The sequence below is a fragment of the Pseudomonas sp. genome, from assembly GCF_049590575.1.
GTDB lineage: Bacteria > Pseudomonadota > Gammaproteobacteria > Pseudomonadales > Pseudomonadaceae > Aquipseudomonas.
Genome location: NZ_JBAWDE010000384.1, coordinates 1 through 16,249, shown reverse-complemented (window position 1 = coordinate 16,249; position 16,249 = coordinate 1). Strand labels below are relative to the sequence as shown.

The 16,249-nt window shown below is 62.2% G+C and carries 11 protein-coding genes; 7 read left to right on the top strand and 4 right to left on the bottom strand.

Annotated elements, in window-relative coordinates; all coding sequences use genetic code 11:
- Both WBR57_RS26450 and WBR57_RS26445 read right to left on the bottom strand, forming a co-directional pair.
- Positions 1-1,366 (bottom strand): methyl-accepting chemotaxis protein (locus WBR57_RS26450; RefSeq protein ID WP_424087999.1); only part of this gene is annotated, 1,366 nt, incomplete at its 3' end.
- A 53-nt stretch (positions 1,367-1,419) separates the two neighbouring features.
- Entirely contained in the window at positions 1,420-3,090 is a 1,671-nt protein-coding gene (locus WBR57_RS26445) for a diguanylate cyclase (RefSeq protein WP_424087997.1), read from the bottom strand.
- 389 nt (positions 3,091-3,479) lie between these two features.
- On the opposite strand from WBR57_RS26445, the gene WBR57_RS26440 reads away from it, so the two are divergent.
- From WBR57_RS26440 to WBR57_RS26420, 5 genes are all read left to right on the top strand, one after another.
- Positions 3,480-4,457 (top strand): DUF2333 family protein, encoded by a 978-nt coding sequence (locus WBR57_RS26440; protein ID WP_424088001.1) that lies wholly within the window; start codon positions 3,480-3,482, stop codon positions 4,455-4,457.
- Positions 4,458-4,459: 2 nt separating this feature from the next.
- Positions 4,460-4,996: an NUDIX hydrolase gene (locus WBR57_RS26435; RefSeq protein WP_424087995.1), complete on the top strand. Its 537-nt coding sequence runs from the start codon at positions 4,460-4,462 to the stop codon at positions 4,994-4,996.
- A 183-nt stretch (positions 4,997-5,179) separates the two neighbouring features.
- Positions 5,180-5,551 carry a translation initiation factor Sui1 gene (locus WBR57_RS26430; protein ID WP_424087993.1) on the top strand — a complete coding sequence of 124 codons (372 nt, stop codon included), beginning with the start codon at positions 5,180-5,182 and terminating at the stop codon, positions 5,549-5,551.
- 143 nt (positions 5,552-5,694) lie between these two features.
- On the top strand, positions 5,695-7,608 hold the full coding sequence (speA, locus tag WBR57_RS26425) for an arginine decarboxylase (protein ID WP_424087991.1): 1,914 nt from the start codon (positions 5,695-5,697) through the stop codon (positions 7,606-7,608).
- A gap of 157 nt (positions 7,609-7,765) precedes the next feature.
- On the top strand, positions 7,766-8,659 hold the full coding sequence (locus tag WBR57_RS26420; protein ID WP_424087989.1) for an alpha/beta hydrolase: 894 nt from the start codon (positions 7,766-7,768) through the stop codon (positions 8,657-8,659).
- Here WBR57_RS26420 and WBR57_RS26415 read toward each other — a convergent pair.
- Positions 8,604-9,941 (bottom strand): MATE family efflux transporter, encoded by a 1,338-nt coding sequence (locus WBR57_RS26415; RefSeq protein WP_424087987.1) that lies wholly within the window; start codon positions 9,939-9,941, stop codon positions 8,604-8,606. The genes WBR57_RS26420 and WBR57_RS26415 overlap by 56 nt on opposite strands.
- Positions 9,942-10,238: 297 nt before the next feature.
- On the opposite strand from WBR57_RS26415, the gene WBR57_RS26410 reads away from it, so the two are divergent.
- The gene (locus WBR57_RS26410; RefSeq protein WP_424087984.1) at positions 10,239-15,140 is read left to right on the top strand and encodes an alpha-2-macroglobulin family protein; all 4,902 of its coding nucleotides are present in this window, start codon (positions 10,239-10,241) and stop codon (positions 15,138-15,140) included.
- A gap of 138 nt (positions 15,141-15,278) precedes the next feature.
- Here WBR57_RS26410 and WBR57_RS26405 read toward each other — a convergent pair whose 3' ends face one another.
- Complete coding sequence (locus WBR57_RS26405; RefSeq protein ID WP_424087982.1) at positions 15,279-15,569, bottom strand: hypothetical protein; 291 nt, start codon at positions 15,567-15,569, stop codon at positions 15,279-15,281.
- 99 nt (positions 15,570-15,668) lie between these two features.
- On the opposite strand from WBR57_RS26405, the gene WBR57_RS26400 reads away from it, so the two are divergent.
- On the top strand, positions 15,669-16,249 hold a 581-nt coding region (locus WBR57_RS26400), incomplete at its 3' end, for a transglycosylase domain-containing protein (RefSeq protein WP_424087980.1).

Genomic DNA, 16,249 nt, shown 5'->3' with positions numbered 1-16,249 from the left:
GGCTCAGGCCGATGACGCGCTGGCCTTGTTCCACCGCCTGGCCGGCGCTGCGACTGGCCCCCGCGGCCTGGCTGGCATCACCGGCCACTTGCTGGATGGTCGCTTCCAGTTCGCCTAAGGAATCGCGGATCTGCGCGGTATCCCCGGCCTGGCGCTCGGCGCCATCGTGCAGGCCGCTGCTCAGTTCGGCGAGGGCGCGGCTGCTGCCCGCGACCTCTTCGGCATTCCCACGAATGGTGCCCACCAGGTCGACCAGATAGGCGCGCAGGCGGTTCAGCGAGGCTTCGATATCGCGCAGTTCGCGGTTGGTCTTGCCCAGGGTAATCGGCTGGCTGAAGTCGCCTTCGGCCCACGTCGACAAGGCTGGGGCCAAGTTGGTCAGCACCCGCGCCAGGCGCCGTTGCAGGGTGTCGATCAGCAGGGCGATCAGCAGGATCAAGCCGATCATCACCCCTTGCATCAGGCGCACTTCGCCCTGGATCTGCCCGTGTTGCGCGCGCACCACCGGTTCCAGGCCGGCAATGGCTTGCTGCACGGCGGCAATTTTCAGGTGAGTGGCGGTGGCCAAGTCAGCGCGTTGCTGGATCTGCTCGCGGGTGCGCTTGAGTTCAGCGGGGTAGCGGGTGAGCAGGCTGTTGAGTTCGCGCTTGAGGTCGACGCCGGTGTCCTGGGCTTCGGTTTTTTCGTTGTTTTCCAGGCCCATCATCGCCGAAAAGTCATCGGCGCTGGATTCGGCGCTGGCTTTTACCCCGAGTAATGGCAGTTGCTCCAGCAGGTCGGCTTGATTGCGGATATTGCCGAGTTCGCGCTCCACGTCGTCCGCCAGCTCCGCGCGGCCGCTGCTGACCAGTTTGTCGCGGGCCAGGGACAGCTTGCCCAGGTGCTGCGAGCCGGCCAGCAGCGGCGGCAGGTAACGCGCGGCTTCAGGCGAGGTAACCCCGATCGCGTATTGGCTCAGCTGTTCGAGGTTGGCGCCCAGCTCGCGCTCGGCTTGCAGCAGTAAAGCCTGCGGGTCGCCGGCCAGCTTGCCGGCCGCCAGCAGCTCGGTTTTGCTGAAGGTGTCCAGGTCGATCAGGCTGGGGCGCAGGTTTTGCGCGAGCTCGACCGGCAATTCATCCAGCTGTTGCAGCAGGCTTTCCAGGCTCTGGCTGGCACTGCTCAAACGCAGCGCATCACCGCTGGCCAGGTAGTCGTCGATATTGCGCGCGGCCTGGTTCTGGAAAGTCTGCGACAGGCCCAGGTAGCGCTCCATCAGCAAATAGGGGCGCTCCAGGGCGCGTTGCGACCACCAGAGCGTGGCCCCGAGGGCCAGGCAGACGGCCACCAGCAGGAGGGTATTGAGATTGGTCAGCAGCTTCAGGCGCATGCGTGGTTTCAACCGACAGCAAAAGATAAGTGCCTGAAGTTATTGCGTTTCCGTTACAGGGTTATGACGGAATCAGTCGATTCCGGTGAAAAGATGGCACTTTGCTTTGATGCTCTTGCGGCCTGCACACGGTTGCGCCCGGCGTCCTTGGCACGGTACAGCGCCTCGTCGGCCTGGGCGGCCATCATCAGGCTGTCGGAACCGTCGCACAGTTCCACCACCCCGGCGCTGAAGGTGCACCACAAGTCCTGGGGCTGGGCCGGGTAGTGAATTTCCGCGAAGCGCTCGCGGATTTCATCCAGCACCTTGCAGGCCGATTCCAGGTCGGTGTCGGGCATCACGATGGCGAACTCTTCACCGCCGTAGCGTCCGATGTAGTCGGTCTTGCGCAAGCGCTGCTTGAGAAACAGCGCCAGGCTCTTGATCACGCGGTCGCCCATGGGGTGACCGTGGCTGTCATTGACCCGTTTGAAGTGGTCGATATCCAGCATGGCAAAGCTCAACGGCTTGTCTTCGCGGCGTGCGCGGAAGCTGCAGTCCTCCAGCAATTGCAGGATGTGGGTGTGGTTGTACAGCCCGGTCAGGCTGTCGCGCACCATCCGCGCCTTGAGGTTGCGCGCGCGGGCGGCGCGGTTGCGCACGGTGGTGATCAGGTGGCGCGGCTTGATCGGCTTGGTGAGGAAGTCGTCGCCGCCCTCGCTCATCGCGTCCAGTTGCTTGTCCAGGTCGTCTTCGGCCGACAGGTAGATGATCGGCACGCTGACGTAGCGGTCGTTGTGGCGAATGACTTTGGCCAGTTCCGTCCCGGTACAGGCGGGCATGTACATGTCGAGGATGATCAGGTCGGGCTGGAAATCCGCCAGTTCGGCCATGGCCTGGATCGGCTCGATCAAGGTGCGCGTGACGATCCCGGCGCTGTTGAGCAACCGCTCGGTGTGCAGCGCCTGGGCCCGTGAGTCGTCGATGATCAGCACTTTGTAGGGGTCGTACTGGGCGACGCAGGTCAGCACTTCGATTTTTTCCAGCAGGCTTGAGGCTTCGAGCGTGCCGGTGAGGAATTCCTGGCCCCCGGCGCGCACGGCGGCCAGGCGGGTCGGGGTGTCGGTTTCGTGCAGGCTGAAAAACAGCAACGGCAGCTTCTGCTCCAGGCCTTCCTGGGCGTGCGCAGCGAGCTTGAGGCCCAGGCCGGTGCCACAGAAATCCACGTCCATCACGATGGCTGACGGCAAGCGCTCGGCCATGGACGCGTGAAACGCCGCCACGCTGTCCAGGGACTGGGCGCTCATGCCAAAGAATTCCAGCTGCTTGGCCAGGCGCTCGGCACGGTCGTGATCGGCGAGCATCACGTAGATCGGCTTGCGCATTGGCGGCAGTAAGGTTTGTTCCAACTGGTCGCCCTGGCGCAGGCCGGTGCGCGACAGGCGCTGCATCAAGCGATTGAGTTCGGTAATCAGATGGCTGCTCAGGCGGCCGCGGTTGTCGTCCACCGCTTTGAGCGATTCGCCGATATGCTGCGCCAGCTGGCCGTGTTCCGGTTGTTCGAAGCGCTCGGCAAAACGCAGCAGGCGCAGGTTGGCTTCGCTGAGTTCAGAGAGGTCGGCGCTGGACCATTCGCTGCGTTGCAGGCGCTGCCATATCTCAAGAATTTGACGTGCCTGATGAATTACCCGCTGGGCAAAATGGTGCTTGAGACGCTCACGGCTGGGGTCTTCTGGCTCGGTCATATCCTGACTACTAGTTAGGGTGCATGCTGAGGTCGACTGATGGCTCTATGCTAGCACCATCTTTCCGATGGGATGAGTGTCATATGTCAATTAACTGCAAGTCTGGGCTATTCAGTTATCGACCCGATGGTCGCGCAGCGTAAAAAACGTGCATCCTTTATAGTCGAACCTGCCCTGAGTGCCAGTTTGGTGAAAAGCCCCGCATGGGGGGGCACGATGGGGTAGGGTTGTGGTCGGAGTGTTTGAACGCACCCGGACAATTGACGTGCATGAACTCAAGTGATTGAAAGGATATCGCCATGCTGGACTGGAAAAACCGTGCAGGCAGTGCCAAAGGCCCCGCCCCTGAGCCCAAGTCGGCCAACCGCAGCTACTTACGCACTGTGCTGATGAGCCGAGCCGTGCTCAGCGTACTGGGCATTTACCTGTTGGTCACCGGCGCCCTGGGTTGGTACTGGAGCGAAGAGCCGGCACTGTTCCCGGTCCAGCAAAATGCGCAGATTGCCGCCGAAAAAGACGGCAAACAGATGGTGGTGGGTTTCACCACCGTCGAAACCCTCAAAACCGTGGTCGGCACCTTGCTGAACAAGCCTGGTGGCTACATTTCCAATGATCGTTTCCCGCCAGGCCTGTGGATGGACAACATGCCGAGCTGGGAATACGGCGTGCTGGTGCAGGTCCGCGACCTGACCCGTGCCCTGCGTAAAGACTTTGCCCGTTCCCAGTCGCAGTCGGCGGAAGATGCGGATCTGGCCAAGGCCGAGCCGCGTTTCAACTTCGACAACAAGAGCTGGGTGCTGCCCTCCAGTGAGTCGGAGTACCAGGAAGGCATCAACTCCCTGAGCCGCTACGAGGCGCGCCTGTCCGACCCTAACCAGCGCGGTGCGCTGTTCTATGCGCGTGCCGACAACCTCAACAACTGGCTGGGCGATGTCGCTACCCGCCTGGGCTCGCTGTCGCAACGCCTGTCGGCCAGCGTTGGCCGAGTCAAATTGAACACTGCATTGAAAACCGAGGCGCTGGCGCCGGGTGAAGTGCCGCAGGTCGATGAGGAAGTGGTGGAAACCCCATGGATGCAGATCGACAACGTGTTCTACGAAGCCCGTGGTCAGGCGTGGGCCTTGTCCCACCTGCTGCGCGCCATCGAAGTCGACTTTGCCGATGTACTGGCCAAGAAAAATGCCACCGTCAGTGTGCGCCAGATCATTCGTGAGCTTGAAGCTTCGCAGGAACCCGTGTGGAGCCCGATGATCCTCAACGGCAGCGGTTTTGGCGTCCTGGCCAACCACTCGCTGGTGATGGCCAACTACATTTCCCGGGCCAACGCGGCGGTGATCGACTTGCGTCAACTGCTCAACCAGGGTTGATGATGCACGTTACTCAAAAGGAGGCTGCGCACCGCGCGGCCTCTGACGCTGAGCTGATCTACTGGGTAGACGAGCAGGATAACCTGCTCGGCACCCTGGTCAGGTCCGACCTTCGCCAGCGCGGCCTGATTGGCCGCTGCACGTTTATCTTCCTGTTCAATTCCGCCGGCGAACTGTGTGTGCATCGGCGCACGCTGAGCAAAGCCATGTACCCGGGTTTCTGGGACACGGCGGCGGGCGGCATGGTGGCAGCAGGCGAGAGCTACGCCGAATCGGCGGCCCGTGAGCTGGAAGAAGAGTTGGGCGTCGGTGGTGTGGAGCTGGTCGAACATGACCATTTCTATTTCGAAGACGGCGACAACCGGCTCTGGTGCACATCCTACTCGGCGGTCTGGGACGGTCCGTTGCGCCTGCAACCCGAAGAAGTCATGGAAGCGCGCTTTTTACCGATTGAAACTGTCCTGCAGGAAGCCCAGCAAAAGCCTTACTGCCCGGACGCTCAAGAGGGCTTGCGGCGCTATCTGGCCTCGCGTCGCTAAAGTTGCATAAATTGGCGCCATTTGGCCCTTAGCAAGTCGGCTTTTTGCCGTTACACTGCGCGACTTTTCACCCGAACCACCTAGGCGGTTCGGTAGCGCTGCCCCTGCCTGAGTGGGGCTTCGCGGTCGGTGTTTCGCCTTTGCGCACACTGATCAGTCTTTGTCCTCCCAAGAGGATTGCCGGTGGCCAAAAAAGCCGCATCCTTCGCCGCCCTTGGTGGCCTGGTATTTTCCACCGACGCAGGTCGACACTGCCCGGACTGTCGTCAGCCCGTGGATTCGTGCACCTGCAAACAAACCCTGATCCCTGAAGGCGACGGCATTGCCCGCGTGCGACGCGAGAGCAAAGGCCGTGGCGGCAAGACGGTGACCACCATCACCGGCGTGCCGCTGGCAGAGGACGCGCTCAAGGAATTGGCGACCACGCTGAAAAAGCGTTGTGGCACCGGTGGCGCGTTGAAAGACGCAGTCATCGAAATCCAGGGCGATCACGTCGAGTTGCTGTTGGCCGAGCTGATCAAGCTCGGGTACAAGGCCAAGAAGTCCGGCGGCTGAAAGCCTCTTCCCAACCTGTGTCTAAACTCTGTCCTGCGAGTGGGGTCTACCTCTCTTACAGGCAAATCGTCATTTTCATTCTTTAGACTGCGCCAGCCTCTGACCAGGGGCGGTGCCTTCGACTTCATTTATAGGGGACTTCGATGTCCGTACGACGCACACGCAAAGACGATGGCAGCCAATGGACAGTTGCGGACAGCCGCAGTGTTTACGGGATCCGCCATTGGGGGGCCGGATATTTCGCGATCAATGAAGCCGGTCGCGTTGAAGTCCGTCCGAACGGCCCGAACAGCACGCCTGTCGACCTCTACGAGCAAGTCGACGAGCTGCGCAAAAGCGGCTTGTCCTTGCCGCTGCTGGTGCGCTTCCCCGACATCTTGCAAGACCGCGTGCGCCAGCTGACCGGTGCGTTCGACTCGAACATCGAGCGCCTGGAATACCAGAGCAAGTACACCGCGCTGTACCCGATCAAGGTGAACCAGCAGGAAGCGGTGATCGAGAACATCATCGCCACCCAGAACGTGTCCATCGGCCTCGAAGCCGGCTCCAAGCCAGAGCTGCTGGCCGTGCTGGCCCTGGCGCCGAAGGGCGGCACCATCGTTTGCAACGGTTATAAAGACCGTGAGTTCATCCGCCTCGCGCTGATGGGCCAGAAGCTCGGCCACAATGTATTCATCGTGATCGAGAAAGAATCCGAAGTTGAGCTGGTGATCGAAGAGGCTGCCAGCCTCAAGGTCAAGCCACAGGTCGGCCTGCGCGTGCGCTTGTCGTCTCTGGCGTCGAGCAAGTGGGCGGACACCGGCGGTGAAAAATCCAAGTTCGGTTTGTCGGCGGCGCAGCTGCTGTCGGTGGTCGAGCGCTTCCGTGCGGCCGGCCTGGACCAGGGCATCCGCCTGCTGCACTTCCATATGGGTTCGCAGATCGCCAACCTGGCCGACTACCAGCACGGTTTCAAGGAAGCCATTCGTTATTACGGCGAACTGCGCAACCTCGGCCTGCCGGTCGACCACATCGACGTGGGTGGCGGCCTGGGCGTGGACTACGACGGTACCCACTCGCGCAACGCCAGCTCGATCAACTACGACATGGACGACTACGCCGGCGTGGTCGTGGGCATGCTCAAGGAATTCTGCGACGCGCAGAGCCTGCCGCACCCGAATATCTTCTCCGAAAGCGGCCGTTCCCTGACCGCGCACCACGCCATGCTGGTGGTGCAAGTCACCGACGTCGAGAAACACAACGACGAAATCCCGCTGATCGAAAACAAGGAAAGCCTGCCGGAAACCGTGCAATGGCTGGTGGACCTGCTGGGCCCGACCGACATTGAAATGGTCACCGAAACCTACTGGCGCGCCACGCACTACATGAGCGACGTGGCCACCCAGTACGCCGACGGCAAACTGACCCTGGCCGAAAAAGCCCTGGCCGAACAGTGCTACTTCGCCGTGTGCCGCCGCCTGCACAACTCGCTGAAAGCCCGCCAGCGCTCGCACCGCCAAGTGCTGGACGAGCTCAACGACAAGCTCGCCGACAAGTACATCTGCAACTTCTCGGTGTTCCAGAGCCTGCCGGACACCTGGGCGATCGGCCAGGTGCTGCCGATTCTGCCGCTGCACCGCCTCGACGAAGAGCCGCTGCGCCGTGCTGTGCTGCAAGACCTGACCTGCGACTCCGACGGCAAGATCAAGCAGTACGTCGACGAGCAGAGCATCGAGACCAGCCTGCCGGTGCACGCCTTGAACGAAGGTGAGGACTACCTGCTGGGGATCTTCCTGGTCGGCGCGTATCAAGAGATTCTCGGCGATATGCACAACCTGTTCGGTGACACCGATTCGGTGAACATCTACCAGCGCGAAGACGGTTCGGTGTACAGCGCCGGCATCGAGACCCACGACACCATCGAAGACATGCTGCGCTACGTGCACTTGTCGCCGGAGGAGTTGATGACGCACTACCGTGACAAGTGTGCCAGCGCGAAGATCAGCGCGAGTGAGCGCACGCAGTTCCTGGGTGCGTTGCGTCTGGGTCTGACCCGTTCTTCGTACCTGTCGTCGTAACATCGGCTGACAGAGATCTGAAATGTGGGAGGGGGGGCTTGCCCCCGATAGCGGAACATCAGTAGCAAATGAGTTACCTGACACTCCGCCATCGGGGGCAAGCCCCCTCCCACATTCGGAGCGCCGCAAGTCCTGCAGTTTTTATAGGGCCTGAATAATGTCGAGCAAACGCCTGCAAGTGTTCACCCTGGCAATCGCCGCTTTGTTGGCGGCCTGCTCACCGATCAAAGTGCTCAACGCACTCACGCCTTCCAGTACTTTCACCAGGACTTCCTCAGTCGCCTACGGTGATGACCCTCGCCAGCAGCTCGATGTCTACCGGCCTCTGCCGGCCATTTCCAACGCGCCCGTGGTGGTGTTTTTCTACGGCGGCAGCTGGAACAGCGGCGCCAGGCAGGACTACAGTTTCGTCGGCGAAGCCTTGGCTTCGCGCGGCATCGTGGTGGTGATCGCCGACTACCGGCTCTACCCGCAAGTGCGTTACCCACTGTTTCTGCAAGACAACGCCAAGGCCGTCGCCTGGACCTATCAACACATCGGCGATTACGGTGCCGATCCTAAACAGCTCTACGTGATGGGTCACAGCTCGGGCGCGTACAACGCCTCGATGCTCGCACTGGACCCGCGCTGGCTGAAGGAAGTGGGCCTGGCGCCCTCGATCTTCAAAGGCTGGATCGGCCTGGCCGGTCCCTACGATTTCCTGCCGATTGAAAACCCCGACGTGCAGCCGGTGTTTTTCTTCCCGAACTCCCCGCCCGATTCCCAGCCGATCAACCACGTCAGCGCCGCTGCACCGCCAAGCCTGTTGATTGCTTCGACGGACGACAAACTGGTCAACCCCACGCGCAACACTGGCGGCTTGGCGAACAAGCTGCGGGCAGCCGGCGTGCCGGTTGAAGAATTCTACTTCGGCAAGACCAACCACCAGACCCTGGTGGCGGCCATGTCCAAGCCGTTGCGCTGGCTGGCACCGGTGCTGGACCGGGTGGAGGGCTTCATCCAAGCCACTGATTCTGCCGATTCAAACGCCAGGCAATCGCCCACAAAGTAAGGCTGCGCACGGCCATGAACAGCAGGAACGTCAGCCACAGCCCGTGGTTGCCCAAACCCTGCAAGGCCCAGGCGAATGGCAGCGTGAGCAGCACCGTCAGCAGCATGCCATTGCGCATTTCCCGCGCGCGGGTGGCGCCGATGAACAGCCCATCCAGCAGGTAGCTCCACACCGCAATCAACGGCAGTATCGCGAGGTAGGGCAGGTAGATATCCGCGGTTTCGCGCACGCTGGGGATGTCGGTTTGCATGGCGATAAACAGGTGGCCGGCTACGCCGAACAACAGAGCGAAACCGATGCTTGCGATCAATGACCAGCCGCCGGCGACCACCAGCGAGCGGCGTAGGGATTGACGATCGTGCGCGCCGATGGCGTGGCCGCACAGGGCCTCGACCGCATGAGCCAGGCCGTCCAGCGCGTGGGCGGTCAGCAGCAGGCCATTGAGCAGCAGCGCATTCGCCGCCACAGTGGCATCGCCCAGGCGTGCGCCCTGCACCGTGATCATGAAAAACACCGATTGCAGCGCCAGGCTGCGGATAAAAATGTCGCGGTTCACCGCCAGCAATGGGCGCCAGCTTTGCCATAGCCTGAGTGCGGCCCAGGCGATATGCCCGGGGTAGGCGCGCAAGGCTCGTTGCGTGAGGGCCAGGCCGAGCAGGGCGCCGGTCCACTCGGCGATCACCGACGCGCGCGCGGAGCCGACCACGCCCCAGTCCAGGCCGAGTACGAACCACAAGTTCAGCGCGATATTGACCAGGTTGGTGGTGAGCAGAATCGCCAACGGCGCGCGCGCGTTTTGCGTACCCAGGAACCAACCGACCAGCGCATAGCTGGCCAGCGCGGCGGGCAGGCCGAACAGCCGGGTGTGGAAGAATTCGCGAGTCAGTTGGTTGAGTTCAGGCGAGGGCTGCATCCACTCCAATGCCAGGTGGCTCAGCGGGATGCCCACGGTGCCCAGCAACATCGCCAGCCCCAGCGCCAGCAGCAGACCTTGCAGCAGGATTTGCCTTAACGCTGCGCCATCCCCGCGCCCGGCAGCCTGGGCGGCGAAACCGGTGGAACCCATGCGCAGGAAGCCCATGGCCCAGGCGAGAAAGGTGTAGAGGCTGGCACCGACGGCCACGGCACCCAGCTGATGGGCGTGGGGCAGGTGGCCGATGACCATGCTGTCGACCAGGGCCACCAACGGCACCGAGATATTCGACAGGATCATCGGCGCGGCCAAGGCCCAGACACGGCGGTGGGTTGGGCGGTGGCGCCAGTCGGTGAGCAGGGAATTCATGAAGGCTCCTACTAGGGAATGGCATTGTACCTGTCCATCCGCCACGCAGCAGAACCAATGTGGCAAGCGGGCTTGCTCGCGAAGACGCTGGGTCAGTCAATGTATGCACTGATACACCGCTATCGCAGGCAAGCCCGCTCCTACATTTTGATCTTCAGTGGCTGTGGGATTTGGCTTGGTTACAAGAGGACCCAGAACAAAACCACCCTCCGTCGGTCAATGTGATCAGCATCCCATTGGCCCTGTTCCGGCTGATATATAGTTCACCCCTCGGACCCCTCTCACAACGAGTGCCCCATGCTTAACAAAGGACTGATTCTGGCTTGCGCGCTGGCTCTGCTGAGCGCCTGTGATTCCTCCGATAAACCGGCTGCGCCTGCCGCTCCCTCAGCGGCAACCAGCGCAACGCCGAAGCCGGCCAAGGCGGTAGTGGATGTGGCCGCACTCAAGCAGCGTTATGCCGGCCGTGAGTTGAGCGTGGTGGATGTGTCCGAGGTCCAGTTGGACGGGGCCAGTACCTTGTCCGTGAGCTTTTCCATTCCGCTGGACCCCGAGCAGAAATTCGCCGACAAACTGCACCTGGTGGACAGCAAGTCCGGCAAGGTCGATGGCGCCTGGGAGCTTTCCGATAACCTCATGGAATTGCGCCTGCGCCACCTTGAGCCACAGCGCAAACTGGTGCTGACGGTGGATGCCGGGGTGAAAGCCGTCAACGATAACAAGCTCGCCGCCGAATACAGCGCTCGCCTGGAAACCCGCGACCTGCAAGCCACCGTCGGCTTTGCCAGCCGTGGCACCTTGCTGCCCACGCGCCTCGCCGAAGGCCTGCCGGTAATCGCGCTGAATGTCGACAAAATCGACGTCGAGTTCTTCCGCATCAAGCCTGAATCCCTGCCGTCGTTCCTGGCGCAGTGGGGGCGCAATACCAGCCTGCAAAGTTATGAATCGCGCGAATTGCTGCCGCTGGCCGATCTGGTCTACGGCGGCCGGTTCGACCTGAACCCTGCGCGCAATACCCGTGAAACCCTGCTGCTGCCGATCGCCGGCCTCAAGCAATTGCAGCAGCCGGGCGTGTACCTGGCGGTGATGCGCGCGTCGGGCACCTACAACTATTCGCAACCGGCCACACTGTTCACACTGAGTGATATCGGCCTGTCGGTGCACCGCTACGCCAATCGCCTGGATGTGTTTACCCAGGCCCTGGAAGGGGGCAAGGCGCTGGATGGCGTCGACCTCGAAGTGCTTGACGCCGAAGGTCGTGTATTGGGCCAGGGCAAGACTGAGAAGGGCGGCCACGCTGAGCTGCCATTGCCGAAAAAGTCCCAGGTGCTGCTGGCCAAGCAAGGCGAGCAAACCAGCATGCTGCGCCTCGACAGCGCTGCGCTGGATCTGGCCGAGTTCGATATCGGCGGCCAGCCGTCGCACCCGTTGCAGTTCTTTGTGTTCGGCCCGCGCGACCTGTATCGCCCCGGTGAAACCGTGCTGCTCAACGCCCTGCTGCGCGACAAGGACGGCAACGCGGTCAAGCCGCAGCCGGTGAGCGTTGAAGTGCGCCGCCCGGATGAACAGGTCAGCCGTAAGTTCGTGTGGGATGCCGATGCGTCCGGCCTTTATCAATATCAACTGCAACTGGCCGGCGAAGCACCGACTGGGCGCTGGCAGTTGGTGTTCGACCTGGGCGACGGCAAGCCGCAGTTGTATGAATTCCTCGTCGAAGACTTCCTGCCCGAGCGCCTGGCCCTGGAACTCAACGGCAGCGACACGCCGCTGAGCCCGGCGGATAACCCGGTTATCCAGGTTAATGGCCGCTACCTGTATGGCGCGCCTGCTTCCGGTAATCGGGTCAGTGGGCAAGTCTATGTGCGCCCGTTGCGCGAGGCGGTCAAGGCGCTGCCTGGCTACCAGTTCGGCTCTGTGACCGAAGAGGAACTGAGCCAGGATTTCGAGCTGGACGAAAGCGTACTCGACGCCAAGGGCCAGGAAGAACTGACCCTGGAAAGCAAGTGGGCGGAGGCCAAGTCGCCGTTGCAACTGATCGTGCAAGCCAGCTTGCAGGAGTCGGGCGGGCGGCCGATCACTCGGCGCCTGGTGCAGCCGATCTGGCCGGCCGAGCAACTGCCAGGCCTGCGCGGGCTGTTTGATGGCAAGGAAACCAACGGCGATGGCCCGGCGGAATTCGAAGTGCTGGTGGCCAACCAGGACGGGCAGAAGCTCGCCGCACAGAACCTCAAGGTACGCCTGGTGCGCGAGCGCCGTGACTACTACTGGAACTACTCGGAGAATGACGGCTGGAGTTACCACTTCAACGAGAAATTCCTCAACCTCGACGAGCAGACCCTGAACATCAAGGCCGGCGACACCGCCAAAGTCAGCTTCCAGGTGGAGTCGGGCCCGTACCGCGTCGAGGTCGAAGACCCGCAGACCGGCCTGGTCAGTAGCCTGCGCTTCTGGGCCGGTTACCAGGCCCAGGACAACACCGAAGGCGGCGCGGTGCGCCCGGATCAGGTCAAGCTGGCGCTGGATAAGCCTGCTTACGGCGACGGCGATACCGCCAATGTCACGGTAACGCCACCGGCGGCCGGCAAGGGCTACCTGCTGGTGGAGTCGGCCGAAGGACCACTGTGGTGGCAGGAAATCGACGTGCCGGCCGAGGGCAAAAGCTTCGCCGTGAAGCTTGACCCGAAATGGTCGCGCCATGACCTGTACGTGAGTGCCCTGGTGATTCGCCCCGGCGAGCGCAAAGCCAATATCACCCCCAAACGCGCTGTGGGCCTGTTGCACCTGCCGCTCGATCGCACTCAACGCAAACTTGGCGTTACCTTGAGCGCGCCGGAAAAAATGCGCCCCAAACAACCGCTGACGGTGAAGATCAACGCCAGGAATGCCGATGGCAGCGTGCCGAAACAGGTGCATGTGCTGGTGGCCGCGGTGGACGTGGGCATTCTCAATATCACCGAATACCCGACGCCGGACCCGTATTCCAGCCTGTTCGGCCGCAAGGCCTATGGCGTGGATCAGTTCGACATCTATGGCCAGTTGATCGAAGCGGGCCAGGGCCGTTTGGCCAGCCTGGCCTTCGGTGGTGATGCGGCGCTGGCCAAGGGTGGCAAGCGCCCGGACACCAGCGTGACCATCGTCGCGTTGCAAAGCGCGCCGGTGACCTTGAATGAGCAGGGCGAGGGCGAAGTCAGCGTCAACATCCCGGACTTCAACGGTGAATTGCGCCTGATGGCCCAGGCCTGGAGCGATGACCGCTACGGCATGGCCGAAGGCAAGACCGTCATCGCTGCACCGCTGATTGCTGAGCTGTCGGCACCGCGCTTCCTCGCCGGTGGTGACCAGACCAGCCTGGCGCTGGACCTGTCCAACCTGTCGGGCAAGGCGCAGAAGCTCGACGTGCAATTGAGTGCCGAAGGACAGTTGGAACTGGTCAACGCAGGCGCGCAGTCGGTTGAGCTGAAACAGGGCCAGCGCACCACGCTGCGTATCCCGGTGAAAGCCTGGGGCGGTCTGGGGCAAGGCAAGGTCAAGGTCACGGTGAACGGCCTGGACCTGCCGGGTGAAAACCTGCCGGCGTTCAGCCGCGAATGGACCCTGGGGGTGCGCCCGGCTTATCCGGCGTTGCTCAAGCACTACCGTGCGGTACTCAAAAGTGAACCGTGGACCCTGCCCGCCGGCACGCTGGACCAGTTCGACGCCTCGGGGCGTGAAGCGCTGCTGAGCCTGTCGAGCCGGCCACCGCTGAACCTCGGCGCGCAGATCAGCGCGCTCAAGGCTTACCCCTACGGTTGCCTGGAGCAGACCGCCAGCGGCCTGTACCCGTCGCTGTATGCCGACGATGCATTGCTCAAGCGCCTGTCGATCAAAGGTGAGTCCGACAGCGAGCGCAAACGCAAGATCGAGCTGGGCATCGAGCGCCTGCTGGGCATGCAGCGCTACAACGGCAGCTTTGGCCTGTGGGGCGCCGATGGCGAGGAGGAATATTGGCTGACGGCGTATGTCACCGACTTCCTGCTGCGGGCCCGCGACCAGGGCTTTGCCGTACCGCCCGAGGCGTTGAAAAAAGCCAGCGAGCGTCTGTTGCGTTATGTGCAGGAACGCAACCTGATCGAGGTCGACTACAGCGACAACGCCGACCACACGCGCTTTGCCGTGCAGGCCTACGCCGGCATGGTGTTGGCGCGCAGCCAGCAGGCCCCGTTGGGCGCGTTGCGCAGTATTTTCGACCGCCGCAGCGATGCGCGCTCCGGCTTGCCGCTGGTGCAGCTGGCCATTGCTCTGCAGAAAATGGGCGACCAGCCGCGTGCCGATCAGGCGCTGTCGGCGGGCCTGGCGGCGCAGCGCGATGGCAATCAATGGCTGGCCGACTACGGCAGCCCGCTGCGTGATCAGGCGATGATCCTGGCCCTGCTGGAAGAAAATGACCTGGCCAAGGGCAAGCGTGAGGAGCGTTTGTTCACCCTGTCCGATCAGCTGGCAGCCAGCCCGTATTTGTCGACCCAGGAGCGTAATTCGCTGTTCATGGCTGGGCGCCTTGGTTTCGCCAAACCGGAAGCCAACTGGCAGGTGTCGCTCACCGGCAGCGGTGGCGTGCAGGCGTTGAATAATCAACAGTCGAGCCTGGAACTGGAAGGCAAGCTGCTGTCCAGCGACCTGGCCTTGAGCAATCAGGGCGATACGCCGGTGTACCAGCAACTGACGATCTCGGGTTACCCACAAGTGCCCCCGGCCGCGGGTGGCGACAACCTGAGTATCCGTCGTGAATACCTGGGCATGAACGGTCAGCCGCTGAACCTGCGCAATCTCAACAGCGGTGATCTGGTGCTGGTGCATCTGGCGGTGAGCGCCAAGCAGCGGGTGCCGGATGCGTTGGTGGTGGATCTGCTGCCGGCGGGCCTGGAGCTGGAAAACCAGAACCTGGCCCAAAGCGCTGCCAGCCTGGAAAACGCCAGCACCCAGGTCAAGGAGTGGCGCGAGTCGATGCAGAACGCATCACTCAAGCATCAGGAGTTCAGGGATGACCGCTATGTGGCGGCGATGAATCTGGATGGCTCCGGCACCACGCACTTGCTGTACCTGGCCCGGGCGGTGACGCCGGGGATTTACCGGGTGCCGCCGCCGCAGGTGGAGTCGATGTACCGGCCGAACTGGCAGGCGGTAGGCGAGACTCCGGCGGATCTGGTGATCAAAGGCCGCTGAGGTCTGGCTGAAGGAACGCAGTTCAAATGTAGGAGGGGGCTTGCCCCCGATGGCGGTGGATCAGTGTCAGATAGGCTGACTGATGCACCGCTATCGGGGGCAAGCCTCTCCCACAGCTAACCTGAAGTGTTTTGAAGATCAGTGTACGACCCAGCTCAGCAGCCACAGGCCCAACATCAGCCAGATAACGCCCATGATGATCGAGGCGCGCATGAAGGCGCGGACGGCGGAGTACAGCAGGAGCAGGCCGACGATCAGGGTGATGATGCTGATGATCGACGTATCCATACCCAAAGCGCGGGACATGCCTTCGACAAAGTCACCGCCGGCGCTGGACAGCATATTGAACAACCCGCTGAAGAACTCGACGATGTAGTGGATGATCGAGCCGAGTGCGTGACCCAGCCATCCGAAAAAGTCTGCTTGCATAGGTGTGTCTCGATGAAAGAGTGGACGAAATTGCCAGCACTGAGCCTTTTGTCGTTTAACAATAAGGCGAGTTCCCTTGAAGCATAGAGGTTTGCGGGTTTGAATTTGCGTTTAGTTGTGCGCTGGAGCCTGGCGAGCCTGCTTTTGGTGATAGCGCTGTTATGGCTGGCTGATCGGATCTGGCCGCTGCCGTTGCCTCAGGATGACCTCGCCAGGGTGGTGCTGGCCGAGGATGGCACGCCGTTGTGGCGGTTTGCCGATGCCAACGGTGTGTGGCGTTATCCGGTGCAAACCAGCGAAGTGTCGCCGTATTACCTCGATGCACTGCTGACGTACGAAGACCGCTGGTTCTTTCAGCATCCCGGCGTGAACCCGCTGGCGCTGGCGCGAGCGACGTGGCAGAACCTCACGGGTGCACGGGTGGTGTCCGGCGGCAGCACCTTGTCGATGCAGGTCGCGCGGCTGCTCGATCCCCACTCCCGGACCTTTCACGGCAAGCTGCGCCAATTGTGGCGTACGGCGCAGCTGGAGTGGCACCTGTCCAAGGAGCAGATTCTCAACCTGTACCTGAACCGCGCGCCGTTTGGCGGCACGTTGCAGGGTGTGGCGGCGGCCAGTTGGGCGTACCTGGGCAAGTCGCCGGCGCAACTGACCCACGCCGAAGCCGCGTTGCTCGCCGT